The organism is Stenotrophomonas sp. KH_036_B (assembly GCF_057839485.1).
Map to the genome: position 1 here is coordinate 1,649,934 of NZ_CM174491.1, position 26,029 is coordinate 1,675,962.

Genomic DNA, 26,029 nt, shown 5'->3' on the forward strand with positions numbered 1-26,029 from the left:
CGGTGGACATGACGCTCGGGAGGGCGCCGACGTGGCAGCAGGCAGGGCAGGCAGGCCAGTGCAGGGCAGGAGGCGCGCGTGGCGCTGAGCCGTCGTGGATTGTTCAAGGCAATCGGCGCCGGGTTGGCGGTGTCGGCCACGGGGGGTGGCGCCGCCGCAGCGCCTGCGAACGCGCCGCGCCGCGCCGTTGAGGCAACGGCGGGACCGGACAGCACCGCGCTGCTGCTGTGGTATCGCGAGCCGGCCACCGAATGGGTGCAGGCGCTGCCCACCGGCAACGGTCGCCTCGGTGCCATGGTCTGGGGCGGCATCGCGCATGAGCGTATCGGGCTCAACGAGGACACGCTGTTTGCCGGCGGCCCGTATGACGCCACCAGCCCGGACGCGCTGGCGGCGCTGCCGCAGGTCCGCGCGCTGGTGTTCGCTGGGCGGTATGCCGAGGCCGAGGCACTGGCCGACGCGAAGATGCTGTCGCGGCCGCTCAAGCAGATGCCCTACCAGCCGCTGGCCGACCTGCTGCTGGACTTCGACCGCGCCGACCATATCGACGGCTATCGCCGCCAGCTGGACCTGGATACCGCGCTGGCCACCACTGAGTTCAACAGTGGGGGCGCGCGGCATCGGCGCGAGGTGTTCGTGTCCGCGCCGGACCAGTGCATCGTGGTGCGTTTGAGCGCGGATCATCCGGGCCGGGTATCGCTGCGCCTCGGCGTGGACAGCCCGCAGCAGGGTGAGCTGCAGGTGGATGCGCACGGGCTGCTGTTCAGTGGTCGCAACGCGGCATTCGCCGGCATCGAGGGCCAGCTGCGCTTCGCCCTGCGCATCCAGGTGCGTGCGGTGGGCGGCACGGTGCGCGTGGCACGCGACCGCCTGCACGTCGACGCTGCCGACGAACTGGTGCTCGTCCTGACGGCGGCCACCAGCTACAGGCGCTTCGACGATGTCGGCGGCGATCCGCTGGGCATCACTGCCGCGCAGCAGCGCCAGGCGGACGCGCATGACTACCCGGCGTTGCTGCAGCGTCACCTGGACGCACACCGGGCGCTGTTCCGCCGGGTGGCCATCGACCTGGGCCAGACCCCGGCCGCCCAGCTGCCCACCGACCAGCGCGTGCGCGCCTTCGCCGACGGCAACGACCCGGCGCTGGCCGCGCTGTACCACCAGTACGGCCGCTACCTGCTGCTCAGCAGTTCGCGGCCGGGCTCGCAGCCGGCCAATCTGCAGGGCGTGTGGAACGACCTCATGGCGCCGCCGTGGGAGAGCAAGTACACGATCAACATCAACACCGAGATGAACTACTGGCCCAGCGAGCCGAACGCACTGCCAGAGTGTGTGCAGCCGCTGGAGGACATGCTGTTCGATCTGGCCCGGACCGGGGCGCGCACGGCCCGGCGCATCTACGACGCACCGGGCTGGGTGGTGCACAACAACACCGACCTGTGGCGACAGGCCGGACCGATCGACGGCGCGCAGTGGAGCCTGTGGCCGATGGGCGGGGTGTGGCTGCTGCAGCAGCTGTGGGACCGCTGGGACTATGGCCGCGATCCGGCCTACCTGCGCCGCATCCAGCCGCTGTTCAAGGGCGCGGCCGAGTTCTTCGTGGCCACCCTGCAGCGCGACCCCGGCACCGGTGCAATGGTCACCAACCCGTCGATCTCGCCGGAGAACCAGCATCCCTTCGGTGCGGCGCTGTGTGCCGGGCCGGCGATGGACGCACAGCTGCTGCGCGATCTGTTCGACCAGTGCATCCAGATGAGCGATGTGCTGGGCGTGGATGCCGACTTCGCCCGGCAGCTGCAGGCGCTGCGCGCGCAGCTGCCGCCGGACCGCATCGGCAAGGCCGGGCAGCTGCAGGAGTGGCAGCAGGACTGGGACATGGACGCGCCGGAGATCCACCACCGCCACATCTCCCATCTGTATGCGCTGCATCCGTCCAGCCAGATCAACCGCCGCGATACCCCGGCACTGGCAAAGGCCGCCAGGCGTTCCCTGGAGATACGCGGCGATGAAGCGACCGGGTGGGGCATTGGGTGGCGTCTGAATCTGTGGGCGCGGCTCGGCGATGGCGAGCATGCGCTGGCGATCCTGAAGATGCTGCTCTCACCGCAGCGCAGCTACCCGAACCTGTTCGACGCGCATCCCCCGTTCCAGATCGACGGCAACTTCGGCGGCACCGCCGGCATCACCGAGATGCTGCTGCAGAGCTGGGGCGGCGCGATCTTCCTGCTGCCGGCCTTGCCGTCGGCCTGGCCCGACGGCGAGGTGCGCGGCCTGCGCGCGCGCAATACGGCAGGCGTCGACCTGCAATGGCGCAACGGCAGGCTGCATGCGGCCGTGCTGCGCAGCGAGCGCGGCGGGACCTATCAACTGGTGCATGGCGACAGCACGCTGACCGTGGCGCTCCCCGCCGGCGGGCAGCAGCGCATCGGCCTGCACGGCAACCAACTGGTGAAGCAATGAGTCTGTACGTAGGCCTGGATGTAGGGACCCAGAGCGTCAAGCTGCTGGCCTATGACCCGGCGCTGGGCGAGGTGGTGGCGACCGTATCGAAGCCGATGCAGCTGGTGAGCCATGACGATGGCACCCGCGAGCAGGAGGCGCAGTGGTGGACCGACGGCATCGCGGCCTGCTTCGCCCGGCTGACAGCCGAACAGCGTGCGCGCGTGCGGGCGATCGGCGTGTCGGGGCAGCAGCACGGCTTCGTGCCCATCAACGTGCGCGGCGAGGTCATTGCCCCCGTGAAGCTGTGGTGCGACACCAGCACGGCGGCCGAATGCGATCCGATCATGGACGCGGTGGGCGGGGTGGAAGAGTGCATCGCGCTGGCGGGCAACCCGATCCTGGCCGGCTACACCGCCTCCAAGCTGCCCTGGACCCGCCAACACCGCGCGCAGGCCTATGCGGCGATGGACGGCATCCTGCTGCCGCACGACTACATCAACTTCTGGCTGACCGGGCAGCGCTACGCCGAATACGGCGATGCGTCGGGCACTGGCTGGCTGGATGTGCGCAACCGCTGCTGGTCGCGCCCGCTGCTGGAGGCGATCGATCCGCAGCGCGACCTCGCCGCGCTGCTGCCGCCGCTGGTGCCGCTGGAAACCACCTTCACCCTGGCGGCTGACATCGCCGAACGGCTGGACCTGCCGGCCGACGTGCGGGTGTCCACCGGCGGCGGCGACAACATGATGGCGGCGCTGGGCACCGGCAACGTGGCGGCCGGCCGGCTGACCATGAGCCTGGGCACGTCGGGCACGCTGTTCGCCTACGCCGACCAGCCGGTGGTGGACGCGCAGGCGCGCTGGGCAGCGTTCTGTTCGTCCAGCGGCGGCTGGCTGCCGCTGATCTGCACCATGAACTGCACCGTGGCGACCGAGCGCATGGCCACGCTGTTCAACATTCCGCGTGGCGGCGGCGAGGCACTGATGGCGCAGACCGCACCCGGGGCCGGTGGATTGTTGATGCTGCCGTTCTTCAATGGCGAACGCACGCCTGACCTGCCCAATGCACGCGGGTGCCTGCATGGCATGGACCTGCACAACACCACGCCGGCGCACGTCTATCGCGCCGCGATGGAAGGGGCCACCTACAGCCTGCGCAACGGCTATGACGCCTTCACCAGCGCCGGGCTGGCCTTCGACACGGTGCTGCTCACCGGCGGTGGCAGCAACAGTGCGGCGTGGCGGCAGCTGGTTGCAGACGTCTTCGACCTGCCGGTCAAGGTGCCTGCCCAGGTCGAAGGCGCGGCCTTCGGCGCGGCGCTGCAGGCGCTGTGGGCTGATCTGCATCGGCAGGGAGGCACTGCCAGCCTGGCCGCCACGGTCGATGCGCACGTGCGCTTCGACGACGCGCTGTCGGCCACGCCCGACCCGCGCAACGTGCCGCTGTACGCCGATGCGTATCGGCGCTTCCTCACCCATCTCTCCGCGGTCAGCCCGTTGTACGCCGGCTGATCCGTCATTACCGCAAGGATCCACACATGAGCACCTCCGTTTACATCGGCGCAAAGGAATACTTCCCCGGCATCGGCCGCATCGCCTTCGAGGGCCGCGACTCGGACAATCCGCTGGCCTACAAGGTGTACGACGCCAACAAGCGGGTCGGTGGCAAGACCATGGCCGAGCACCTGCGCTTCGCCGTGGCGTACTGGCACAGCTTCTGCGGTGCCGGCCACGACCCGTTCGGCCCCGGCACCCGCGTGTATCCGTGGGATGCGGCCGGCACGCCGCTGGCCCGCGCCGAAGCCAAGGCCGATGCCGCGTTCGAATTCTTCACCAAGCTGGGCGTCCCTTACTACTGCTTCCATGACATCGACCTGGCCCCGGATGCCGATGACATCGGCGAGTACGAGGCCAACCTGCAGCACATGGTGCGCATTGCCGGCGAGCGCCAGCAGGCCACCGGGGTGAAGCTGCTGTGGGGCACCGCGAACCTGTTCTCGCACCCGCGCTACATGAACGGTGCCTCGACCAACCCGGACTTCGCCGTGGTCGCCCGCGCGGCGGTGCAGGTCAAGGCCGCACTGGAAGCGACCGTGGCGCTGGGCGGCGAGAACTACGTGTTCTGGGGCGGCCGCGAAGGCTACGCCTGCCTGCACAACACCGACATGCAGCGCGAGAAGGCCCACATGGCGCGCTTCCTGACCCTCGCGCGCGACCATGGCCGCAGCATCGGCTTCACCGGCACGTTCCTGATCGAGCCCAAGCCGATGGAGCCGATGAACCACCAGTACGACTTCGACAGCGCCACCGTGGTCGGCTTCCTGCGCGAGCACGGGCTGGACCAGGACTTCAAGCTCAACATCGAGGCCAACCACGCCACCCTGTCCGGGCATACCTTCGCCCACGACCTGCAGGTGGCGTCCGATGCGGGCCTGCTGGGCAGCATCGACGCCAACCGCGGCAACCCCCAGAACGGCTGGGATACCGACCAGTTCCCGACCGACCTGTACGACACGGTCGGGGCGATGCTGGTGGTGCTGCGGCAGGGCGGCCTGGCGCCCGGCGGGCTGAACTTCGATGCCAAGGTGCGGCGTGAATCCAGCGACCCGCAGGACCTGTTCATCGCCCACATCGGCGGCATGGATGCCTTCGCGCGCGGGCTGGAAGTGGCCCATGCCCTGATCGAGCGCTCGCCGCTGGAAGGCTGGCGCAGGGAGCGCTATGCCAGCTTCGACACTGGCGCGGGCGCCGATTTCGCGGCGGGCCGCAGCAGCCTCGACGCCTTGCGTACACTGGCCCTGGCAAGCGGTGGGCCGCAGCAGCGCAGCGGCCACCAGGAACGCTACGAGAACCTGATCAACCAGTACCTGCTGCGCTGATCCGCAGCTTCCCCTCAACCCAGGGATTCCCATGTCCAGTGCTTCGCTCAGCAGTACCCGCGCCGCCAGCGGCGAGAACACCGGCTTCATCGTGCTGATCAGCTGCGTGGCCACCATTGGTGGCTTCCTGTTCGGCTTCGACAGCGGCGTCATCAATGGCACCGTGGAGGGCTTGAAGGACACCTTCCAGTCCAGTTCGGCCGGCATCGGCTTCGAGGTCGCCTCGATGCTGCTGGGCTGCGCGATCGGTGCGTTCTTCGCCGGGCGCCTGGGCGACCGGCTGGGACGGCGCGGCGTGCTGATCATCGCCGCGGTGATGTTCCTCGGGTCGGCGATCGGCGCCGGTGCGGCGCACAGCTCGCTGGTCTTCATCCTCGCGCGGGTGATCGGCGGGTTTGCGGTCGGCGCGGCCAGCGTGATGTCGCCGGCCTACATCGCCGAGGTGGCCTCGGCCCGCTACCGGGGCCGCTTGGCCACGGTGCAGCAGATCGCGATCATCAGCGGTCTGTTCTGCGCGTTCCTGAGCAACTTCCTGCTGGCCAAGGCGGCCGGTGCGTCCACCCAGGAACTGTGGCTGGGCCAGGCCGCGTGGCGCTGGATGTTCTGGATGCAGGCCATTCCCTCGCTGCTGTTCCTGGGGCTGCTGCTGATCATTCCCGAGAGCCCGCGCTTCCTGGTGGTCAAGGGTCGGCGCGAGCAGGCCCTGGCGGTGCTGACCCGGCTGTACGGTTCAGCCGAAGCCCAGGCGAAGATCACCGAGATCGAAGGCTCGCTGGCCCTGGACCAGCATCGGCCCAAGTTCTCCGACCTGATCAGCAAGGCCACCGGCAAGCTGCGCCCGATCGTGTGGGTCGGCATCGGGCTGGCGGTGTTCCAGCAGCTGGTCGGCATCAACGTGGTGTTCTATTACGGCGCGGTGCTGTGGCAGGCCGTCGGCTTCTCCGAAAACGACGCCCTGCTGATCAACGTGCTGTCCGGTGCGCTGAGCATCGGCGCCTGCCTGATCACCGTGGTGCTGATCGACCGCATCGGCCGCAAGCCGCTGCTGTGGATCGGCTCGGTGGGCATGGCGGTGTCGCTGGCGCTGGTCACCATCGCCTTCGCCAGCGGTTCGCTGGATGCGGCCGGGAAGCTGCAGCTGAGCGACCAGATGGGCATGCTGGCGCTGGTGGCCGCCAACGTCTACGTGGTCTTCTTCAACATGTCCTGGGGCCCGGTGATGTGGGTGATGCTGGGCGAGATGTTCCCCAACCAGATCCGCGGCTCGGGCCTGGCGGTGGCGGGCGCGGCGCAGTGGACGGCCAATTTCGCGATCACCGTGACCTTCCCGATCCTGCTGGGCAGCATCGGCCTGGCCGGTGCCTATGGCATCTATACGGTGGCCGCCGCCGCGTCGATCTTCTTCGTCCTGCGCTACGTGTACGAGACCAAGGGCAAGGAGCTGGAGCAGATGGAGGGCTGACGCGGCCCTCCCGTGCATCGGGGCCGCCCGTGGCGGCCCCGGCCAGGCCGGGGCAGGGCGCGCGGATCGGCCCCGGCCCGGAACGCAAAAACCCCGCCGTGGCGGGGTTTTTGGCTACATGCACAACGACAATGGTGCTCCCTAGGGGACTCGAACCCCTGTTTTAGCCTTGAGAGGGCCACGTCCTAACCTCTAGACGAAGGGAGCATGCTTTGTCGCGAACTGCGCAGCGCGCTAGTATATGGACCTCGATGCCATTGGGCAATCCCGAAACTTCAACCGGAAGCGCCAACATCAATTCCTCCGCTACATCACCGTTCAGCCTGCGCGTGATCCCCCGCGACCAGCACACCATCTCCCGCAAGGACATCAGCCCCAACGCCCTGCGTGTCCTGTACCGCCTGCGCGACTCGGGTTTCTCCGGCTACCTGGTGGGGGGCGCCGTGCGCGACCTGCTGGTCGGCAGCAACCCCAAGGATTTCGACGTGGCCACCGATGCCACGCCGGAACAGGTCAAGGCGCTGTTCCGCAACTGCCGCCTGATCGGGCGCCGCTTCCGGCTGGCGCACGTGGTGTTCGGCCGCGAGATCATCGAAGTAGCCACGTTCCGCGCCAACATCGATGACGGCAGCGGCGACCGCGAGATGGAAAACGGCATGCTGTTGCGCGACAACGTCTACGGCAGCATCGAAGACGACGCGATCCGCCGCGACTTCACCTGCAACGCCCTGTATTACGCCATCGAGGACTTCTCGGTGCGCGATTACACCGGTGGCTTTGAAGACGTGCAGGCCCGCCTGATGAAGCTCATCGGCGACCCGGAGCAGCGTTACCAGGAAGACCCCGTACGCATGCTGCGCGCCGTGCGACTGGCCGCCAAGCTCGGCTTCCAGATCGACGATGCCAGCGCCGAACCGCTGCCGCGGCTGGCCGGCCTGCTCGGCGAGGCCGCCCCGGCGCGCCTGTTCGAGGAAGTGCTGAAGCTGTTCCTGTCCGGCCACGGCGTGGCCAGCTTCGAGGGCCTGGAGCGTTACGGCCTGCTCGATGTCATGTTCCCCGAGAGCGCCGCCGCACTGCGCAGCAACCGCAGTGGCGCCCTGCGCCGCATGGTGATCGAAGGCCTGCACAACACCGACCAGCGCGTGGCCAACGACGAACCCGTGTCGCCCTCGTTCCTGTTCGCGCTGCTGCTGTGGCCGGCGTTCTGCCGCGCGCTGGCGACCCTGCAGAAGCAGGGCGTGGCGCTGGAAGAAGCGCAGCGCCGTGCCGCCGACCGCGTCACCCTGCACCAGCTCACCACCATCGCTTTGCCGCGCCGGTTCTCGCTGCCGATGCAGGAAATCTGGCTGCTGCAGGGGCGCTTCAGCTCGCGCCAGCGCAAGCGCGTGATCCGTACCCTGACCCATCCGCGTTTCCGCGCCGCGTTCGACTTCCTGGCGCTGCGCCAGGTCGCGTCCAGCGAGCACGCGGCCGACGTGGAGTTCTGGCGCGAGGCCCAGCTGCAGTCCGGGCCCGAGCTGGACTCGGCACTGGATGCCGCGCAGGGCGACGGCGAGCTGGACGAGAACGGGGCACCGCGCAAGCGCCGCCGCCGTCGGCGTCGTCCCGGTGGCGCCGCAGGCGAGTAAGCCGTGACCCTGGCCTGTATCGGACTGGGCGCCAACCTCGGTGACGCCGCGCAGACCCTGCGCGCCGCGTTCGAGGCGATGGCCACGCTGCCGCTGACCACGCTGCGGGCGCGCTCGCAGCTCTACAGCACCCCGGCCTGGGGCAATGAAGACCAGCCGGCCTTCGTCAACGCGGCCGCGGTGCTGGACACCGGGCTGGACGCGCCGGCGCTGCTGGAGGCACTGCTGGGCATCGAGCGCACATTCGGCCGCGTCCGCGACGCGGCGGTGCATTGGGGGCCGCGCACCCTCGACCTGGACCTGCTGCTGTATGGCGAAGCGGTCATCGACCTGCCGCAGTTGAAGGTGCCACACCCCTATCTGCACGAGCGCGCCTTCGCGCTGCTGCCGCTGGCCGAGATCGCCCCGGAGGCGATGATTCCCGGGCAGGGCCGCGTGCGGGACGCAGCGATGCGCATCGAGGCCTGCGGGATCGCGCCAATAGGAGGATAATGCGGGGCTTATCGCCACCGGTTATGAGCTCATGAGTACCCACGCAGACAGCAAGCCCTGGACCGTCCCCGCGTTGGCCGAGGCCAAGCGCAACGGGCAGAAGCTGGTCATGCTGACCGCCTACGACGCGGGCTTCGCGCGCACCTTCGACGCCAACGGCGTGGACCTGGTGCTGGTCGGCGACTCGCTGGGCATGGTGGTGCAGGGGCACGATTCGACCCTGCCGGTGACCACCGACGACATGGTCTACCACACCGCCTGCGTGGCCCGCGTGCTGGAGCGTGCGCTGCTGATCGCCGACCTGCCGTTCGGCGCCGATGCCAGCCCGGAACGCGCCTTCGAGGCCTCCCTGCGCCTGCTGCAGGCCGGTGCGGAGATGGTCAAGATCGAAGGGGCCGGCTTCAAGCTGGACGTGATCCGTTACCTGGTGGAGCGCGAGATTCCGGTTTGCTCGCACCTGGGCCTGACCCCGCAGTCGGTGCTGCGCCTGGGCGGATACCGCGTGCAGGGCAGGGGCGACGCCGCCCGCCAGCTGGTTGAAGACGCCAAGGCCGTGGTCGAGGCGGGCGCCAGCATGATCGTGCTCGAATGCCTGCCGACCCCGGTCGCCGCCGAGGTCACCGCGGCGGTATCGGTGCCGACCATCGGCATCGGCGCCGGTCCCCAGTGCGATGGCCAGGTGCTGGTGCTGCACGATTTCCTCGGCCTGGACAGCGGCCATCGCCGTCCCAAGTTCGTCAAGGATTTCCTTGCCGAAGGCGGGTCGGTGGCCGGTGCGGTCCGTGCCTATGCCGACGCCGTGCGCGACGGCTCCTTCCCCGACGCAGAACACGCCTACGCCTCATGATCGACACCGTCACCGAACTGTCCCGCCTGCGCGCCGTCGTCAACGGCTGGAAGCGCGAGGGCCTGCGCGTCGCGCTGGTACCCACCATGGGCAACCTGCACGCCGGCCACTATTCGCTGGTCACCCTGGCGCGGCAGTATGCCGACCGCGTGGTCTCCAGCGTCTTCGTCAACCCGACCCAGTTCGGCCCCAACGAAGACTTCACCCGCTATCCGCGCACGCCCGAGGCCGATAATTCCGGGCTGGAGCAGGCCGGCTGTGACGTGCTGTGGCTGCCCACGGTCGAGTCGATGTACCCGTTCGGCGTGGCGCTGGCCGCCAGCGTGAACGTGCCGGGCATCTCCGGACTGCTTGAAGGCGCACACCGTCCCGGCCACTTCGACGGCGTGTGCACCGTGGTCTCGCGCCTGTTCAACCAGGTCCAGCCGGACGTGGCCGCCTTCGGCAAGAAGGACTACCAGCAGCTGGCGGTGATCCGCCAGATGGTGGAAGACCTGGCCTTCCCGATCCAGATCGTGGGCGGCGACATCGTGCGCGAGACCGACGGCCTGGCCATGAGCTCGCGCAACCAGTACCTCAACGGCGAGCAGCGCCAGGTGTCCACCACCATCCACCAGGTGCTGCTGGGCATGCGCGAAGGCTTCATCACCGGCAAGGCGCGCAGCCTCATCGAAGCCGAGGCCGCCGCCGCGCTGCAGGCCGCCGGCTTCCAGGTCGACTACGCCGTGGTGCGCAAGCCGGACCTGTCCGAGCCCGCCGACAGCGAGGTCGGCAATCGCGTGGCCCTGATCGCCGCGCGCATCGGCAGCACCCGCCTCATCGACAACCTCGAGTTCTGAGGCACTGCCGGGGCGGTGCGGTGCATTGAACGTGGCGGTTCTGCTAGTCAGACGTAGTGGAGATGCTGGCGATGTAGTCGGGGTTGAACGCGCTTGAAAAATAACTGGAGATTTGCTGGTAGGCGAAACTCCTGATCTGGCCGCTCTGCTCTGCTGCCTCGGCGAGTTCCAGGATCACTGACGCTTGCTCCATCAGCTCAGTCTTGTGGGCCGCGGTTGGGGTGCTGTGCTTTCGAAGCGCCTCCATGTCTTTCAGCTTGCCCCGCAGCTGCTCCGTTTGGCCATTGGATTCGCGGTCAAGCTCTGCGATGACGAGTGAGAACAGCACTTCGGTCTGGTGCGGATCGCGACCACCTTCCGCTCGGCCTGGTGCGGGGCTGCCGAGGAGAGACACCCGCCCCATCTCTGACGCAACGCGCAGCAGAGTTTGTGCCATTTGGTGATCGGCCAGCCGGTCTATGCTGCGCCTTCCATCAGGACTGTCACTGCCACTGCCAAACGCTTGAGCCAGGCGTTGCCGCAGCGATGGTTGGGGGGAATCCGCGAAGAGGCCGAACCATTCCTGATTGGACGCGGTCTCGAGCTGCTCTGCGACGGGTCGGGGTGCGGTGTCGGACTGATCTTCATCCGCACGTCCAACAGTGGGCAGCGAGGCGAGGGAATAAAGGTAATCTCCAATCAAGTTCATGCTGGGGGGTCTCAGTAAAATGTGACCGCACTATCGGTCCGATCCCGGCAGCGTGCTTTTACAATTCACTCGTTGGCTTACCTTCCTGAACGCGCGCTGATGGTGGGGCGTAGCGGGCGCGGTCCATCCCGGGCTGCCCCGGATGCTAGACTTTCGCTTTCCTTTACCGTTGTCCCGTGCCATGCACCTCTCCCTGCTCAAGACCAAGATCCACCGCGCCACCGTGACCCATTCGGAGCTGAACTACGAAGGGTCCATCGCCATCGATGACAACCTGCTGCTGGCCACCGGCATCCGTGAGTTCGAACAGGTGCACATCTGGGACGTCACCAACGGTGCGCGCTTCTCCACCTATGCCATCCGCGCCGAAGCCGGCAGCGGCGTGGTCTCGCTCAACGGCGGCGCCGCGCGCCACGTGCAGGTGGGCGACATCATCATCATTGCCGCCTTCGCCAGCATGAGCGAACAAGAAGCTGACAGCTTCCGCCCGAAGTTGGTATACGTGGACGGCAACAACCAGATCTCCCACACCAACGACAGCATCCCGACCCAGGCCGCATGACACAGACCAACGGATTCGACCCGCTCCACTCCCATGCCCAGCGCCTGCGTGGCGCGAGCATCCCCGCACTGATCGCCGCCGAACCCGGCCGCGCACAATCGCTGGGACTGCGGGTCGGTCCGTTGTATGCCAACTTCGCGCGGCAGAAATATGACCGCGCCGCGTTGGATGCATTGCTGCAGCTCGCTGCCGAACGCGATGTCGCCGGCGCCTTCCAGCGCCTGTTCCGCGGTGAGACGGTCAACGTCACCGAGGCGCGCGCCGCCCTGCATACCGCCCTGCGCGGTGACCTCAGCGGTGCCCCCGTGGCCGGCGAGGCGTTTGCCACCGCCGCGCAGGTGCGTGCCCAGATGGGCGAGCTGATCGCCGCGCTGGAAAAGACCAACGTCACCGACATCGTCAGCGTCGGCATCGGCGGCTCCGACCTTGGTCCGCGCCTCGTCGCCGATGCACTGCGCCCGGCCAGCGGCGCGCGCTTCCGCGTGCATTTCGTGTCGAACGTGGACGGCGCCGCCATGCAGCGCACGCTGGCCACCCTGGATCCGGCCACGACTGCCGGCATCCTGATCTCCAAGACCTTCGGCACCCAGGAAACCCTGCTCAACGGGCAGATCCTGCATGACTGGCTGGGCGGCAGCGAGCGCCTGTATGCGGTCAGCGCCAACCCGGAGCGCGCTGCCAAGGCGTTCTCGATCGCCGCCGGCCGCGTGCTGCCGATGTGGGACTGGGTGGGCGGGCGGTATTCGCTGTGGTCGGCGGTCGGCTTCCCGATTGCGCTGGCGATCGGATTCGAGCGCTTCGAGCAACTGCTCGAGGGTGCAGCGCAGATGGACGAACATGCCCTCACCGCACCGCTGGCGCAGAACCTGCCGGTGCTGCATGCGCTGACCGACATCTGGAACCGCAACCTGCTCGGTCACGCCACCCACGCAGTGATGACCTACGACCAGCGCCTGGCACTGCTCCCGGCCTATCTGCAGCAGCTGGTGATGGAAAGCCTGGGCAAGCGCGTGCAGCTCGACGGCAGCCCCGTCGCCAGCGACACCGTGCCGGTGTGGTGGGGCGGGGCGGGCACCGACGTGCAGCACAGCTTCTTCCAGGCGCTGCACCAGGGCACCAGCGTGATCCCGGCCGATTTCATCGGCTGCGTGCACAACGATGATCCCTACGTGGTGAACCACCAGGCGCTGATGGCCAACCTGCTGGCGCAGACCGAGGCGCTGGCCAACGGCCAGGGCAGCGACGACCCGCACCGCGAGTACCCGGGCGGTCGCCCGAGCACGCTGATCCTGCTGGATGCGCTCACCCCGCAGTCGCTGGGCGCGTTGATCGCGATGTACGAACACGCGGTGTACGTGCAGTCCATCGTCTGGAACATCAACGCCTTCGACCAGTTCGGTGTCGAGCTGGGCAAGCAGCTGGCCAGCCAGCTGTTGCCTGCGTTGCAGGGCGAAGCCCATGGCATCACCGACCCGGTGACGCTGGAACTGCTGGGCAGGCTGACGGGCTGAACCTCGCCACGCTGCATGACCACGAACCGCCGGCCCGTCCGGCGGTTCTGCGTTGTGGGGTCTGCGCAGTGGGGTCGCGGCGGCATACTGCAACGCAGCACGGTGGGGCTCGACAGTGGCAGCAGGTATGCCGCAAACCGCCGTGATTGAAGGGTGGGGCATCGGTTTGGCTATAGCACAATCCCATACCAGCGCCCGGCGATGGCATAGCCGCGGAATGGATTGACAGCATCGCGCGCAACGCCAAAGGTACGACGTCATGGCGCGGGGAGTCGCGCCATCTGTCTGCTGCCTGCGCACTACCTGGGAGGGTACATGCCGTTGCTTTCGCTTCGTTCCAACCGGCGGTCGATCCGCCATGCCCTTGCGCTGGCCACCTCGGCTGCGGTGCTGCTGCTGGCCGGGTGCGGCGGCAAGCCTGATGCCACCCCGCAGACGCCGTCGAGCGCCGCCGATGCCAAGACCCTCCATCCGCAGGACTGGCCCGAGGTGCGCTGGCCGCTGGCCGAAGACCCGGCGCTGGAGAAGCGCATCGATGCGCTGATGGCCGGCATGAGCGTGGAGCAGAAGGTGGGGCAGACCGTGCAGGGCGACATCGCCAGCATGACCCCCGATGACGTGCGCAGGTACCACATCGGCTCGGTACTGGCCGGCGGCAATTCGGATCCGGGCGGCAACTATGATGCGCCGCCGTCGGCATGGCTCACGCTGGCCGATGCCTACTACGAGGCCTCGATGGATCCCGCCAGCGGGGGTCCCGGCATCCCGATCATCTTCGGCATCGATGCGGTACACGGGCAGAGCAACATCGTCGGTGCCACGCTGTTTCCGCACAACATCGGCCTCGGCGCGACCCGTAATCCCGACCTGATGCGCCAGATCGGTCAGGTCACCGCCGTGGAGACGCGCACCACCGGCATGGAGTGGACCTTCGCGCCCACCGTGGCGGTGCCGCAGGACGACCGCTGGGGCCGTACCTACGAAGGCTATTCCGAATCCCCCGAGGTGGTGGCCAGCTTCTCCGGCAAGGTCGTGGAAGGCCTGCAGGGCGTGCCGGGCCAGCCGGGCTTCCTGGACGGGCACCACGTCATCGCCTCGGTCAAGCACTACGCCGGCGACGGCGGCACCACCCACGGCAAGGACCAGGGCGACACGCAGGTCAGCGAGGCGGTGATGCGCGATGTGCATGCTGCCGGCTACCCGCCCGCCATCCAGGCCGGTGCGCAGACCGTGATGGCTTCGTTCAATAGCTTCAACGGTGTGGCCATGCATGGCCACACGCCGATGCTGACCGATGTACTGAAGGGGCGCATGCACTTCGGCGGCTTCGTGGTCGGCGACTGGAATGGCCACGGCAAGGTGGCCGGCTGCAGCAACGACAACTGCCCGGCGTCGTTCAATGCCGGTGTGGACATGCTGATGGCACCGGACAGCTGGAAGGGCATCTACGAGAGCAATGTGGCGGCGGTGAAGGCCGGCGTGATCCCCATGGCGCGACTCGATGAAGCGGTGCGTCGCATCCTGCGGGTCAAGCTGCGGCTGGGCCTGTTCGAGGCCGGCAAGCCGTCGACGCGTCCGCTGGGCGGGAAGTTCGAGCTGCTCGGCGCACCGGAACATCGTGCGATCGCCCGCCAGGCCGTGCGCGAGTCGCTGGTGCTGCTGAAGAACCAGGACGGCGTGCTGCCGCTCGCGCCGAAGCAGCGTGTGCTGGTCGCCGGTGACGGCGCCGACGACCTGGGCAAGCAGTCCGGCGGCTGGACGCTCAACTGGCAGGGCACCGGCACCAAGCGCGCCGACTACCCGAATGCGGACAGCATCTGGGACGGGCTGAAGCAGCAGGTCACCGCCGCCGGCGGCAGCGCCGAGCTGGCGGCCGATGGCAGGTACCGCACCAAGCCGGATGTGGCGGTGGTGGTGTTCGGTGAAAACCCGTACGCCGAATTCCAGGGTGACATCGCCACGCTGGCCTACAAGCCCGGCGATGACAGCGACCTGCAGTTGATCAAGCGGCTCAAGGCCGAGGGCATCAAGGTGGTGGCGGTGTTCCTGAGCGGACGGCCGCTGTGGATGAACCGCGAGATCAACGCCGCCGATGCGTTCGTCGCGGCCTGGTTGCCCGGCTCGGAGGGCGCCGGCATTGCCGACGTGCTGCTGCGCAGGGCCGATGGCAGCGTGCAGAACGATTTCAAGGGCACGCTCAGCTTCTCGTGGCCGCGCACTGCGGTGCAGTACCAGAACAACGTCGGGCAGGAGGACTACGACCCGCAGTTCGCGTTCGGCTACGGCCTGCGCTATGCCGACAAGGGTGCGTGGGCACCGCTGCCGGAAGACTCGGGCATCCGCGGCGAGCAGGGCGAGGCGGGCGTCTACTTCAACAAGGGCAAGCCAAGCGCCGGCCTGGCCATGCGCCTGAGCGGCATCAAGCAGGCCGAGATGCCGGCCGTCACCTTCCCGGCGGTCCTCAGCGACGCCAGCCTGAAGGTGAGCGCGGTCGACCACAAGGCACAGGAAGATGCACGCCGGCTGCAATGGTCCGGGTCCGGCAAGGCCAGCATGGCGCTGGTGTCCAGCCGCGCGCTGGACCTCACCCGCGAAAGCAACGGCGACGTGCAGCTGCTGCTGACGCTGCGCCGCACCGGTGCGCTGGCCGGTCCGTTGGAGCTGGGCATCGGCTGCGGTGCCGGCTGCGAAGGCCGCATCGACCTGGCGCCGACGCTGGCCAAGGTGGCCGACGGCGAGTGGCGCACGATCGGCGTGCCGCTCAAGTGCTTCGCGGCCGCTGGCGCCGACCTGGCGAAGATCGAGCGGCTGCCGGTGCTCGCCTCGTCCACCGTGCTGGACCTGTCGGTATCGCGCATCGCGCTGGGCACCGGCAACGATGCACAGACCGTGGTTGCCTGCGCCACCCGATGACCGTACCGCCCCCGGCCGGCGCGGCGGGGGATCATTCCCGGCCGGGCGCGCACTGGCGTGCCGGCCGCTGCAACGCCGCACAAGGAGCATGACGTGGGATTGGCAACACTCGATGTGGCAATCGTGCTGGTCTACCTGGCCGGCATTTTCGTGCTGGCGCAGTGGGTCTCGCGCGAGAAGGCAGGGCACAGCAAGAGCGCCGAGGACTATTTCCTGGCCGGGCGTTCGCTGCCGTGGTGGGCCATCGGCGCATCACTGATCGCGGCCAATATTTCCGCCGAGCAGATCATCGGCATGTCCGGTTCGGGCTATGCGATCGGCCTGGCCATCGCGTCCTACGAATGGATGGCGGCGCTGACGCTGCTGATCGTCGGCAAGTACTTCCTGCCGATCTTCCTGCGCAACGGCATCTACACCATGCCGCAGTTCCTGCAGCAACGGTACGGCAACCGCATCCGCACGCTGATGGCGGTGTTCTGGCTGGGCCTGTACGTGTTCGTCAACCTCACCTCGATCCTGTGGCTGGGTTCCATCGCAGTCACCGAAGTGACCGGCATGGACCAGATGCTGGCGCTGGCGCTGATCGGCGTGTTCGCGCTGCTTTACCAGCTGTACGGCGGGTTGAAGGCGGTCGCGCTGACCGACATCGTGCAGGTCTCGCTGCTGATCCTGGGCGGGCTGCTGGTGACCGCGCTGACGCTGAAGGCCGTGGGCGGCGACGCCGGCATCCTCGGCGGCTTCCACAGACTCTGGCAGCAGCACCCCGAACACTTCGAGATGATCCTCGACCGGGACAACCCGTTCTACAAGGACCTGCCCGGCCTGAGCGTGCTGATCGGCGGGCTGTGGATCATGAACCTGAGCTACTGGGGCTTCAACCAGTACATCATCCAGCGTGCGCTGGCGGCCAAGGATATCGGCGAGGCGCAGAAGGGCGTGCTGTTCGCCGCGTTCCTGAAACTGCTGGTGCCGCTCGTGGTCGTGGTCCCCGGCATCGCCGCAGTGGTGCTGGCGCCGGACCTGGGCAAGCCGGACCGCGCCTACCCGGCGATGATGGGCCTGCTGCCCTCCGGCGTGCTCGGCCTGGTATTCGCGGCGCTGGTCGCGGCGATCGTCGCCTCGCTGGCCTCCAAGATCAATTCGGTGGCCACCATCTTCACCCTGGATTTCTACGCCAAGGCACGCCCGCAGAGCAGCCAGCCTGCGCTGGTGCGGGTGGGTCGCATCGCCGCCACGGTGGCGGTGCTGGTCGCGATTCTGGCGGCGCGTCCGTTGCTGGGCAGCTTCGACCAGGGCTTCCAGTACATCCAGGAATTCACCGGCTTCTTCACCCCAGGCATCACGGTGATCTTCCTGCTGGGCCTGTTCTGGAAGAAGGCCAGCGAGGCCGGCGCGCTGGCCGCGGCGATCGGTTCGTTCGTGCTGTCGATCGTGCTGAAGCTTGCATGGCCGGCGCTGCCCTTCATCGACCGCGTCGGCCTGGTGTTCCTGCTGGCGCTGGTGCTGGCGGTGGCGGTTTCGCTGGTGCGGCCGGCGCGGGTCGGCCAGGACCTGATCCGCACCGACGACGTGCGCTACACCACGCCGCCCAGTTTCAACATCGGCGGCCTTGGCGTGATCGCGATCCTGATCGCGCTGTACACCGTGTTCTGGTGACGGCTCAGCGGCTCGGGTCGCGTTCCGGACTCGGCCGCTTGGCCAGCTTGCGCTGCAGCGAACGCCGGTGCATGCCGAGCAGGCGCGCGGCGGCCGACACGTTGCCGCCGGTCTCGTGCATGGCCTGCTGGATGTGTTCCCACTGCAGGCGGCTGATCGGAGTCATCGCATCCGGCGGCTCCATGTCGCCGTCGTCGGCCGGGCCGTCGTCTTCCTCGCCCAGCGCACGCAGGATCATCGGCACCGTGGCGGGCTTGGGCAGGTAGTCGTCGGCGCCGAGCTTGATCGCCTCCACCGCGGTGGCAATGCTGGCGTAGCCGGTCACCAGCAGGATGCGCATGTCTTCGCGCAGCGCACGCAGCGGCTGGATCAGTGACAGCCCCGATTCCGAGCCCAGTTTCAGGTCGATCAGCGCATACGCCGGCGGTTGCTGGCGGGCCAGCAGCAGCGCCGAGGCGGTGTCGCTGGCCGTCACGGTCTCCAGGCCCTTGCGGGCCAGGCTGCGCTGCAGCGTGCGCAGGTACAGTTCGTCGTCATCGACCAGCAGGCCATGGCTGGCGGCGGGGAGGGCGGGGGTGGTCATGCGGAAGTCTCCGGTGAGGCCAGGGGCAGGCGGAAGCCGACGCGGGTACCGGCGCCCTGCGCCGGGCGCATCCACAGCTCGCCGTCCAGGCGCTCGATGGTGGCGTGGGACAGGGCCAGGCCGACGCCCATCCCCTGGGTCTTGCCGCTGTTGAACAGGGTGCCGGGCAGCACCGCATCGCGCGCGTCGAAACCGCGGCCGTAATCGCGCACCTCGCCGATCAGGTCGTGGCCCTCGATGCGCAGCGTCAGGTCGACCTGCGGCCGTTCGGCCTGTTCGCCGGCGTCGGCGGCGTTGTTGAGCAGCACCATGAGCAGGTGGCCGATGCCGGGATCGAGCGGCAGCTGCAGCGGCGCGTCGTCGTTGCGTTTGAGGGTGATGGTCGGGCGCACCAGCCGCCACTGTTCCAGCACCTGCGGCAGGGTCACCGAATCGCGTCCCGGCGCCTGGCCGGCAGCGGGGCGGGCCAGCGCCAGCACGCGTTCGCGGCATTGCACGAGCAGTTCGCGCAGCGTGTCCACGTCGTCGCGCAGTTCCGGGCTGTCGGTCTGGTCGGCGATGTCGTCGGCGAGCAGGGTCATGGTCGCCAGCGGGGTATTGAGCTCGTGCGCCACCGACGCGGCATGGGTGGCCAGGGCGACGATGCCTTCGTTGCGCACGAAACGCTCGCGCAGCAACGACAGCTCGTGTTCGCGCCTGCGCAGTGCGATCGCCAGCCGCGTGGCGAACACCAGCACCACCGTGGCCGACAGCAGGAAATTGCACACCACGCCCCACTGGTGCATCTGCATCGCCGTGAAGTAGCCGGCGGGCAGGGGCAGCCCGAAGATGCCGCTGATCGCATAGCCGATCAGGCACGCCGCCGCCACGGCCAGCGTCCAGCGCAGCGGCAGTGCGAGCGCGGCCAGGGCGATCAGGATCAGGAACAGCGAGCCGAACGGATTGGCCACGCCGCCGCTCCACGCCACCATCCAGGTGAGCACGGCGACGTCCACCAGGATGTGCCCGAACGCAGTCACCGGGGCGGTATCGGCGTCGTGCACGCGCAGCTGCGCGTACAGGTTGAACAGGGCCAGCGCGGCCACACCGGCCCACAGCGGCAGCGGCGGCAGTTCCAACCCCAGTACCCACGTGGCGACCAGGATGGTGGCCGCCTGGCCACCCACGGCCAGCCAGCGCAGGCTGCACAGGGTGCGGAGGAAAGGAGCGTCTTGGCCGGTCATCACGCCCATCGTATGCGCTCGCGCGCCTGTACGCCTGCGACAATCGGCCGCATCGGGGGATAGGTTGCCGCCCGAGATGAGTACCGACCAACGGTCGGCACCTACCCGCGCGCGCCGGTGCCCGGCGCGCGCTAAAATACCGGGATGCACGACGCCGTCAGCCAACCTACCCAACCGTCCGACACCACCGTGTGGGCCCGTCGCCAGACCCAGGCCGTCCGCATCGGCGGCGTGGTCGTGGGGGGGGGCAAGCCCGTGGTGGTCCAGTCGATGACCAACACCGACACCGCCGACGTGGCGTCCAGCGTGAAGCAGGTCGCCGAGCTGTGGCGGGCCGGGTCGGAAATGGTGCGCCTGACCGTCAACAACCCGGAATCGGCCGCGGCCATCCCGCGCATCGTGGAAAAGCTGCAGATGATGGGGATCGACGTCCCCCTGATCGGCGATTTCCACTACAACGGCCACCAGCTGCTGACCCAGGAACCGGCCTGCGCCGAGGCGCTGGCCAAGTACCGGATCAATCCCGGCAACGTCGGCTTCGGCAAGAAGAAAGACACCCAGTTCGCCCAGCTGATCGAGTTTGCGATCCGCTATGACAAGCCGGTGCGCATCGGTGCCAACTGGGGCTCGCTGGACCAGTCCCTGGCCGCGCGCCTGATGGATGAGAACAGCAGGCGCGATGTGCCGTGGGACGCCGGCCGGGTGCTGCGCGAGGCGTTGATCCGCTCCGCGCTGGATTCGGCGCATACCGCCGTCGAGCTGGGCCTGCCGCGCGATCGCATCGTGCTGTCGGCCAAGGTCAGCGGCGTGCAGGAACTCATCGCGGTGTACCGCGACCTGGCCCAGCGTTCGGACTTCGCCCTGCACCTGGGCCTGACCGAGGCCGGCATCGGCAGCAAGGGCATCGTCGCCTCGTCGGCGGCGCTGGCGGTGCTGCTGCAGGAAGGCATCGGCGACACCATCCGCATTTCGCTGACCCCGGAACCGGGCCAGTCGCGGACGCAGGAAGTCATCGTCGCCCAGGAACTGCTGCAGACCACCGGCCAGCGTGCCTTCACCCCGCTGGTCACCGCGTGCCCGGGCTGCGGCCGCACCACCTCCGAGTTCTTCCAGGAGCTGGCCAAGGTCGTGCAGAACCACGTGCGCGGAAAGATGCCGGAATGGAAGGTGAGCCATCCCGGCGCGGAAAACATGACCCTGGCGGTGATGGGCTGCATCGTCAACGGGCCGGGTGAATCGCGCCACGCCAACATCGGCATCTCGTTGCCCGGCACCGGTGAAACGCCGGCCGCGCCCGTGTTCGTCGATGGCGAAAAGACCGTGACGCTGCGCGGCGACAACATCGCCCAGGAGTTCGTGGCGCTGATCGACGATTACGTCGAACGCACGTATGTCCGAAGCATCGGATAAGCCCACGGTGCTGGCCAGCCCGGAGCCGGCCGCCGGATTCCGCCACTGGATGGCCCACAACGCCTGGCGCTTCGTGCTGCTGTTCGCCGGCGTGCTGTTGCCGCTGGCCGGCTTCGTGGCCCTGGCCGACGAAGTCCACGAGCTGGAGGCGTTCTATTTCGACGCGCCGCTGCTCTGGAAGATGCATGCCGTGGCCCGGCCCAGCCTGGACGCGGCCTTCGTCCTGATCTCGAAGATCGGCTACCAGTGGGGCGTGATTCCCGCCGACATCCTGATCGTGGCGGCCCTGCTGCTGCGCCGGCGCTGGCGCGAGGCCAGCTTCGCCGCGCTCAGCTTCGCCGGCTCGGCGCTGCTCAACCTGGGCAGCAAGCAGTTCTTCCAGCGCGACCGGCCGAGCCTGTGGGAGTCGATCGCCCCGGAAAGCACCTACAGCTTCCCCAGCGGCCATGCCATGGGTTCGATGACCCTCGCCGCCGTGGTCGTGCTGCTGGCCTGGAATACCCGCTGGCGCTGGCCGGCAGTGGCCTTCGCGGTCCTGTTCGCCGGTTCGGTGAGCCTCTCGCGCATCTACCTGGGCGTGCATTACCCGTCCGACATCCTGGCCGGATGGTGTGCCGCGCTGGTTTGGGTGGTAGGGTGCTTCCTGGTGATGTTCCGGCGCCGCCATCCCTGGCGCAGCCGGCACTGAGACCGGCCGCGCGGGAAGCAGGCCGGAAGCGGCATGGGTTTCCGCGGACCACGATAGGTCCAATAAACCGATACAGCTTGGGGTGAAAGGCTTGGGGAACGGGCCGTGCTGAATGCGTGTGACGTGCGGAGCAGAACACGCCGGGAAGGTGCGATCTTCCTTGTTAACGCAGGACCCCGCGACTAGGCTTGCCCCCGATTGCAGCGTTTGGAAGAGGTGCGTGGATGACGATTCGAGTGTATCTGGTGGACGACCACGCGCTGGTGCGAACCGGCATGAAGATGATCCTGTCCCATGAAACGGACATCGAGGTCGTGGGCGAAGCCGAATCCGGCGAAGACGCGTTGCCCGAGATCCGCCAGTTGCGGCCGGACGTCGTGCTGTGTGACCTGCACCTGCCCGGCGTGAGCGGCATGGAAGTCACCGAACGCGTCGTGCGTGGCGACCATGGCACCCGCGTGGTGATCGTCTCCGTACTCGAAGACGGCCCCATGCCCAAGCGCCTGCTTGAAGCCGGCGCCTCCGGCTACATCGGCAAGGCCTGCGACGCACAGGAACTGCTGCGCGCGGTGCGCGACGCCGCGCTGGGCCGCCGTTACCTTGGCAGCAGCATCGCCCAGAACCTGGCATTGTCCAACGTCGAAGGCAGCCAGTCCCCGTTCGACAGCCTGTCCGCGCGCGAGCTGGAAGTCGCCCTCCTGCTCACCCAGGGCCTGCGCCAGGAAGAGATCGCCAAGCGCCTGAGCCTGAGTGCGAAGACGGTCAACACCCACAAGTCGCGCCTGTTCGAGAAGATGGGCATCCACGACAACATCGCGCTGGCCCGCATGGCCAGCCAGTACGGATTGGTGGATCCGGCGCGGCCGATGTGACCGCGCCGCGTCTGACCCGCTTCGTCTTGGGCTAAACGTCGGCAGCGTTGTGCGGGGCGGTGGGTTGTGCGGCTTCGGATGCTTGTGCCGCGCTGCGCGCGGTGTCCACGCACGGCGTGGACCCACGAACCGTTACGTGCGCAGGACGATCACGTAGTCAAAAACAACCGCGAACCGCGAACCGCAAATCGCAAATCGCCAACCACAGATTTCCAACTGGGTAGAGCCACGCCCTGCGTGGCTGCGCCATCTTCGCAATCCTAGCGCGACCGGACACGCGCGACGATTTTGGCGGCGTCTGCCGCGCTGTCGCGCACCTTGTCCCATTCGCCGTTCTCGATCCAGTTGCCCGGCACCATCCACGAGCCGCCGATGCAGACCACGTTCTTCTGCTCCAGGTACTCCGCCGCCGTCGTTTCCGTGATCCCACCGGTCGGGCACAGCTTCAGGTCCGGAATCGGACCGGCCAGCCCCTTGATCATCGCCAGCCCGCCCACCGCCGAGGCCGGGAACAGCTTGCACACCCGGAACCCGCGCGCGTACAGCGCCAACAGCTCCGTCGGCGACGCCGCGCCCGGCACCACCGGCAGCGGTGCCGCCGCCAGCGCATCGGCCATGTGCGCCGGCGTACCCGGCGTCACCAGGAAATCCGCGCCCGCATCGATCGACTGCTGCATCTGTTCCACCGTCAGCACCGTGCCCGCACCCACCACCACATCCGGCAGCTCGCGCTTCAACATCGCCAGCGCCTCCATCGCCACCGGCGTCCGCAGCGTCAGCTCGATGGCCGGCAGGCCACCTTCCAGCAACGCCGCGCTGACCGCGCGCGCCTGGTCGAGCGTATGCACCGTCACCACCGGCAGGATGCCGGCAGCAAGCAGCAAGGTTTCAGCGCGTTTCTGATGTTCGGCAATTGCCATGAAAAACCCCTTTCCGTAAGTCGAAAATCGCATTCCGGCCGGTTTGCGGCCGGAGCAGACGATCCGTGGAGCCGGCCAGCGGCCGGCACTACTGTTGGTCAAGCAGACGATGCGTGGAGCCGGCCAGCGGCCGGCACTACTGATCAAGCAGACGATGCGTGGAGCCGGCCAGCGGCCGGCACTACTGATCAAGCAGACGATGCGTGGAGCCGGCCAGCGGCCGGCACTACTGTTGGTCAACATGCGGACGCCACAAAGGCGCCGCAATGTGTCGTGAGGCGGCGGCGGGGTCCCCGTAGGGACCGTAGAAAACATGGATGTTTTCTACGAGCCTACATGGACGTATTCACGGCGTGTCCCGGAGGGGACCCCGCCGCCGCCTCACCGCAGTGAAGCCCATCGCCGCTCTACCGCACCGCCGCTCCACCGCTCTACCGCTCCGCCGCTCCACCGCGTCGAAACGCGTCAGGCGTCCTTCGCCTCATGCGGCGCAAGCGCAGCCTCGGCGTCGTGCCCCAACTCGTACTCCGCGTCGTAATTCCAGATATCGCCGTCATCGGCCGCCGGCCCGCACGAAATCGAGATCGCCCCCTGGTCGGCCGGACCCACCAGACGGCGGTTCATCGCGAACAGATTGCGGCCCAGATCGTGCGCCGCCGGTGCCGTGTTCGGCGCCAGCGCGCGCGCTGCCCATTCCGCCGCATCCACCAGCACTTCCAGCGTGCCCGCTTCACCGTCCAGCCGGATCATGTCGCCCTCGCGCAGCTTGCCCAGCGGACCCCCGCGCGATGCTTCCGGCGTCATGTGGATCGCTGCCGGGAACTTGCCCGACGCACCCGACAGACGACCATCCGTCACCAGCGCCACGCGCCGCCCCTGGTTCTGAAGCAGCCCCAGCAGCGGCGCCAGCGAATGCAGCTCCGGCATCCCGTTCGCACGCGGACCCTGGTAACGCACCACCGCCACGAAATCCTGTGGCAGCAGACCGGCCGCATGCAGCTTGTTCAACACCTGCGGCGCATCCACCACCACCGCCGGTGCCTCGATCGTCCGGTACTGCGGCTTCACCGCCGACAGCTTGATCAGCGAACGGCCCAGGTTGCCACGCAGCAGCCGCAGCCCACCTTGCGCCTCGAACGGCTCCGACACACCGCGTACCACCTCCCGGTCCGCACTCTCCGTGATCCCGTCGACCCACGTCAGCCCACCGTCGCGCAGCGCCGGATCCTGCGTGTACTGGCGCATTCCGCCTTCCGCCACCGTCACCAGGTCCGCGTGCATCAGCCCCGCGTCCATCAGCTCACGGAACACGAAGGCCGTACCACCGGCGGCCGCGAAGCGGTTCACGTCCGCTTCCCCGTTCGGGTACACCCGCGCCAGCAGCGGAACCAGCTGCGACAGCTGGTCCATGTCGTCCCACGTCAGCACGATGCCGGCCGCCCGTGCCACCGCGATCCAGTGGATCGTATGGTTGGTCGAACCGCCCGTCGCCATCAGCGTGACCACCGCATTGACGATCGCCCGCTCGTCGATCAACCGGCCGAGCGGTCGGAAGTCGTCGCCCAGCGCACAGATCTCCAGCGCACGTACTGCCGCGTGGCGCGTGAGTGCATCGCGCAGCGGCGTGTCCGGATTGACGAAGGACGCACCCGGCAGCTGCACCCCCATCGCCTCCAGCAGCGTCTGGTTCGAGTTGGCCGTGCCATAGAACGTGCACGTGCCCGCCCCGTGGTAGGACGCCGACTCGGCTTCCAGCAGCTCCTCCCGCGTCGCCTGGCCGGCCGCGTAGCGCTCGCGCACCTCGGCCTTCTGCTTGTTCGGAATGCCCGGCGTCATCGGACCGGCCGGCAGGAAGATCGCCGGCAGATGCCCAAAGGCCAGCGCACCGATCAGCAGCCCCGGCACGATCTTGTCGCACACCCCCAGATAGACCGTGCTGTCGAACATGTCATGGCTCAGCCCGATCGCCGTCGACTGCGCGATCACATCGCGCGAGAACAGCGACAGCTCCATGCCGCCGCGGCCCTGCGTCACGCCATCGCACATCGCCGGCACGCCGCCCGCGACCTGTGCCGTGGCGCCCACCGAACGTGCCGTCTCGCGCAGGATGTCCGGGTAGTGCTCGAACGGCTGGTGCGCCGACAGCATGTCGTTGTACGCAGTGATGATGCCCAGGTTCGGCGTGACACCGCCGCGCAGGCGGCTCTTGTCCGTCGGGCCGCAGGCGGCGAAACCGTGCGCGAGGTTGCCGCAGCTCAGGCGCGAGCGGAACGGACCGTCGCGCAGGGAAGCGTCGATACCGGCCAGGTACGCGGCGCGCGATGCAGCGCTGCGCTGGACGATGCGCTCGGTGATGGCATGGAGTTTGGGGTGCAGGCTCATTGGCTACCGGCTATGAGAAGGCGAACGCAACGACAT

General features: G+C 68.2%; 20 protein-coding genes and 1 tRNA gene. 15 read left to right on the forward strand and 6 right to left on the reverse strand.

The genetic code is table 11. The features are described from left to right. Window positions 1-78: 78 nt before the first annotated feature. From AC3ITN_RS07600 to AC3ITN_RS07615, 4 genes are read left to right on the forward strand one after another with little or no spacing between them, the layout of a single operon-like run. A complete protein-coding gene (locus tag AC3ITN_RS07600; RefSeq protein WP_489392530.1) occupies window positions 79-2,460 on the forward strand; it encodes a glycoside hydrolase family 95 protein in 2,382 nt (793 codons plus the stop codon). Continuing rightward, window positions 2,457-3,950: a xylulokinase gene (gene xylB / locus AC3ITN_RS07605; RefSeq protein ID WP_489392531.1), complete on the forward strand. Its 1,494-nt coding sequence runs from the start codon at window positions 2,457-2,459 to the stop codon at window positions 3,948-3,950. Before AC3ITN_RS07600 ends, xylB begins: the two co-directional genes overlap by 4 nt. 26 nt (window positions 3,951-3,976) lie before the next feature. Further along, the gene (xylA, locus tag AC3ITN_RS07610; protein ID WP_489392532.1) at window positions 3,977-5,317 is read left to right on the forward strand and encodes a xylose isomerase; all 1,341 of its coding nucleotides are present in this window, start codon (window positions 3,977-3,979) and stop codon (window positions 5,315-5,317) included. 31 nt (window positions 5,318-5,348) lie between these two features. After that, complete coding sequence (locus AC3ITN_RS07615) at window positions 5,349-6,779, forward strand: sugar porter family MFS transporter (RefSeq protein WP_489392533.1); 1,431 nt, start codon at window positions 5,349-5,351, stop codon at window positions 6,777-6,779. A gap of 132 nt (window positions 6,780-6,911) precedes the next feature. On the opposite strand, the gene AC3ITN_RS07620 is transcribed toward AC3ITN_RS07615, so the two are convergent. Next, window positions 6,912-6,986, reverse strand: a tRNA-Glu gene (locus AC3ITN_RS07620). 50 nt (window positions 6,987-7,036) lie between these two features. Here AC3ITN_RS07620 and pcnB point away from each other — a divergent pair. From pcnB to panC, 4 genes are read left to right on the forward strand one after another with little or no spacing between them, the layout of a single operon-like run. Continuing rightward, window positions 7,037-8,407, forward strand: a complete 1,371-nt coding sequence (gene pcnB / locus AC3ITN_RS07625; protein ID WP_489392890.1) for a polynucleotide adenylyltransferase PcnB — start codon at window positions 7,037-7,039, stop codon at window positions 8,405-8,407. 3 nt (window positions 8,408-8,410) lie between these two features. After that, a complete protein-coding gene (gene folK / locus AC3ITN_RS07630) occupies window positions 8,411-8,899 on the forward strand; it encodes a 2-amino-4-hydroxy-6-hydroxymethyldihydropteridine diphosphokinase (protein ID WP_313343978.1) in 489 nt (162 codons plus the stop codon). Between the two features lie 31 nt (window positions 8,900-8,930). After that, a complete protein-coding gene (gene panB / locus AC3ITN_RS07635; protein ID WP_489392534.1) occupies window positions 8,931-9,746 on the forward strand; it encodes a 3-methyl-2-oxobutanoate hydroxymethyltransferase in 816 nt (271 codons plus the stop codon). Beyond that, on the forward strand, window positions 9,743-10,585 hold the full coding sequence (gene panC, locus AC3ITN_RS07640; RefSeq protein ID WP_489392535.1) for a pantoate--beta-alanine ligase: 843 nt from the start codon (window positions 9,743-9,745) through the stop codon (window positions 10,583-10,585). Before panB ends, panC begins: the two co-directional genes overlap by 4 nt. A gap of 43 nt (window positions 10,586-10,628) precedes the next feature. On the opposite strand, the gene AC3ITN_RS07645 is transcribed toward panC, so the two are convergent. Then, the gene (locus AC3ITN_RS07645; protein WP_489392536.1) at window positions 10,629-11,273 is read right to left on the reverse strand and encodes a hypothetical protein; all 645 of its coding nucleotides are present in this window, start codon (window positions 11,271-11,273) and stop codon (window positions 10,629-10,631) included. 181 nt (window positions 11,274-11,454) lie between these two features. Between AC3ITN_RS07645 and panD the strand changes: the two genes are divergently transcribed. The 4 genes from panD to AC3ITN_RS07665 all read left to right on the forward strand — a co-directional run bounded on the left by panD (window position 11,455) and on the right by AC3ITN_RS07665 (window position 17,915). Beyond that, complete coding sequence (panD, locus tag AC3ITN_RS07650) at window positions 11,455-11,835, forward strand: aspartate 1-decarboxylase (RefSeq protein WP_313343985.1); 381 nt, start codon at window positions 11,455-11,457, stop codon at window positions 11,833-11,835. Further along, window positions 11,832-13,346: a glucose-6-phosphate isomerase gene (pgi, locus tag AC3ITN_RS07655; RefSeq protein ID WP_489392537.1), complete on the forward strand. Its 1,515-nt coding sequence runs from the start codon at window positions 11,832-11,834 to the stop codon at window positions 13,344-13,346. The genes panD and pgi overlap by 4 nt, the downstream gene beginning before the upstream one ends. A gap of 315 nt (window positions 13,347-13,661) precedes the next feature. After that, window positions 13,662-16,259 (forward strand): glycoside hydrolase family 3 protein, encoded by a 2,598-nt coding sequence (locus tag AC3ITN_RS07660; RefSeq protein ID WP_489392538.1) that lies wholly within the window; start codon window positions 13,662-13,664, stop codon window positions 16,257-16,259. A gap of 93 nt (window positions 16,260-16,352) precedes the next feature. Continuing rightward, on the forward strand, window positions 16,353-17,915 hold the full coding sequence (locus AC3ITN_RS07665) for a sodium/sugar symporter (protein ID WP_313343992.1): 1,563 nt from the start codon (window positions 16,353-16,355) through the stop codon (window positions 17,913-17,915). Between the two features lie 4 nt (window positions 17,916-17,919). Here AC3ITN_RS07665 and AC3ITN_RS07670 read toward each other — a convergent pair whose 3' ends face one another. Both AC3ITN_RS07670 and AC3ITN_RS07675 read right to left on the reverse strand, forming a co-directional pair. Then, window positions 17,920-18,498, reverse strand: coding sequence for a response regulator transcription factor (locus AC3ITN_RS07670; RefSeq protein WP_313343995.1), 579 nt, complete (start codon window positions 18,496-18,498; stop codon window positions 17,920-17,922). Then, window positions 18,495-19,721 carry a sensor histidine kinase gene (locus AC3ITN_RS07675; protein WP_489392539.1) on the reverse strand — a complete coding sequence of 409 codons (1,227 nt, stop codon included), beginning with the start codon at window positions 19,719-19,721 and terminating at the stop codon, window positions 18,495-18,497. The genes AC3ITN_RS07670 and AC3ITN_RS07675 overlap by 4 nt, the downstream gene beginning before the upstream one ends. A gap of 144 nt (window positions 19,722-19,865) precedes the next feature. On the opposite strand from AC3ITN_RS07675, the gene ispG reads away from it, so the two are divergent. From ispG to AC3ITN_RS07690, 3 genes are all read left to right on the forward strand, one after another. Next, window positions 19,866-21,131 (forward strand): flavodoxin-dependent (E)-4-hydroxy-3-methylbut-2-enyl-diphosphate synthase, encoded by a 1,266-nt coding sequence (ispG, locus tag AC3ITN_RS07680; RefSeq protein ID WP_489392540.1) that lies wholly within the window; start codon window positions 19,866-19,868, stop codon window positions 21,129-21,131. Next, window positions 21,112-21,819 carry a phosphatase PAP2 family protein gene (locus tag AC3ITN_RS07685; RefSeq protein ID WP_489392541.1) on the forward strand — a complete coding sequence of 236 codons (708 nt, stop codon included), beginning with the start codon at window positions 21,112-21,114 and terminating at the stop codon, window positions 21,817-21,819. The genes ispG and AC3ITN_RS07685 overlap by 20 nt, the downstream gene beginning before the upstream one ends. A gap of 224 nt (window positions 21,820-22,043) precedes the next feature. Further along, window positions 22,044-22,691 (forward strand): response regulator, encoded by a 648-nt coding sequence (locus AC3ITN_RS07690; protein ID WP_313344005.1) that lies wholly within the window; start codon window positions 22,044-22,046, stop codon window positions 22,689-22,691. 260 nt (window positions 22,692-22,951) lie between these two features. On the opposite strand, the gene eda is transcribed toward AC3ITN_RS07690, so the two are convergent. Beyond that, a complete protein-coding gene (gene eda / locus AC3ITN_RS07695; protein ID WP_489392542.1) occupies window positions 22,952-23,611 on the reverse strand; it encodes a bifunctional 4-hydroxy-2-oxoglutarate aldolase/2-dehydro-3-deoxy-phosphogluconate aldolase in 660 nt (219 codons plus the stop codon). 465 nt (window positions 23,612-24,076) lie between these two features. Then, window positions 24,077-25,993: a phosphogluconate dehydratase gene (gene edd, locus AC3ITN_RS07700; RefSeq protein ID WP_489392543.1), complete on the reverse strand. Its 1,917-nt coding sequence runs from the start codon at window positions 25,991-25,993 to the stop codon at window positions 24,077-24,079. Window positions 25,994-26,029 lie beyond the last annotated feature (36 nt).

What these genes read in the sequence shown, in the direction of transcription:
- panC (WP_489392535.1), top strand. Translation starts at nt 9,743, where the DNA reads ATGATCGACACCGTCACCGAACTGTCCCGCCTGCGCGCCGTCGTCAAC.
- AC3ITN_RS07675 (WP_489392539.1), bottom strand. Translation starts at nt 19,721, where the DNA reads ATGACCGGCCAAGACGCTCCTTTCCTCCGCACCCTGTGCAGCCTGCGC.
- panB (WP_489392534.1), top strand. Translation starts at nt 8,931, where the DNA reads ATGAGTACCCACGCAGACAGCAAGCCCTGGACCGTCCCCGCGTTGGCC.
- AC3ITN_RS07660 (WP_489392538.1), top strand. Translation starts at nt 13,662, where the DNA reads ATGCCGTTGCTTTCGCTTCGTTCCAACCGGCGGTCGATCCGCCATGCC.
- AC3ITN_RS07685 (WP_489392541.1), top strand. Translation starts at nt 21,112, where the DNA reads ATGTCCGAAGCATCGGATAAGCCCACGGTGCTGGCCAGCCCGGAGCCG.
- AC3ITN_RS07690 (WP_313344005.1), top strand. Translation starts at nt 22,044, where the DNA reads ATGACGATTCGAGTGTATCTGGTGGACGACCACGCGCTGGTGCGAACC.
- AC3ITN_RS07615 (WP_489392533.1), top strand. Translation starts at nt 5,349, where the DNA reads ATGTCCAGTGCTTCGCTCAGCAGTACCCGCGCCGCCAGCGGCGAGAAC.
- AC3ITN_RS07670 (WP_313343995.1), bottom strand. Translation starts at nt 18,498, where the DNA reads ATGACCACCCCCGCCCTCCCCGCCGCCAGCCATGGCCTGCTGGTCGAT.
- xylA (WP_489392532.1), top strand. Translation starts at nt 3,977, where the DNA reads ATGAGCACCTCCGTTTACATCGGCGCAAAGGAATACTTCCCCGGCATC.
- pgi (WP_489392537.1), top strand. Translation starts at nt 11,832, where the DNA reads ATGACACAGACCAACGGATTCGACCCGCTCCACTCCCATGCCCAGCGC.
- AC3ITN_RS07645 (WP_489392536.1), bottom strand. Translation starts at nt 11,273, where the DNA reads ATGAACTTGATTGGAGATTACCTTTATTCCCTCGCCTCGCTGCCCACT.
- eda (WP_489392542.1), bottom strand. Translation starts at nt 23,611, where the DNA reads ATGGCAATTGCCGAACATCAGAAACGCGCTGAAACCTTGCTGCTTGCT.
- xylB (WP_489392531.1), top strand. Translation starts at nt 2,457, where the DNA reads ATGAGTCTGTACGTAGGCCTGGATGTAGGGACCCAGAGCGTCAAGCTG.
- panD (WP_313343985.1), top strand. Translation starts at nt 11,455, where the DNA reads ATGCACCTCTCCCTGCTCAAGACCAAGATCCACCGCGCCACCGTGACC.
- ispG (WP_489392540.1), top strand. Translation starts at nt 19,866, where the DNA reads ATGCACGACGCCGTCAGCCAACCTACCCAACCGTCCGACACCACCGTG.
- edd (WP_489392543.1), bottom strand. Translation starts at nt 25,993, where the DNA reads ATGAGCCTGCACCCCAAACTCCATGCCATCACCGAGCGCATCGTCCAG.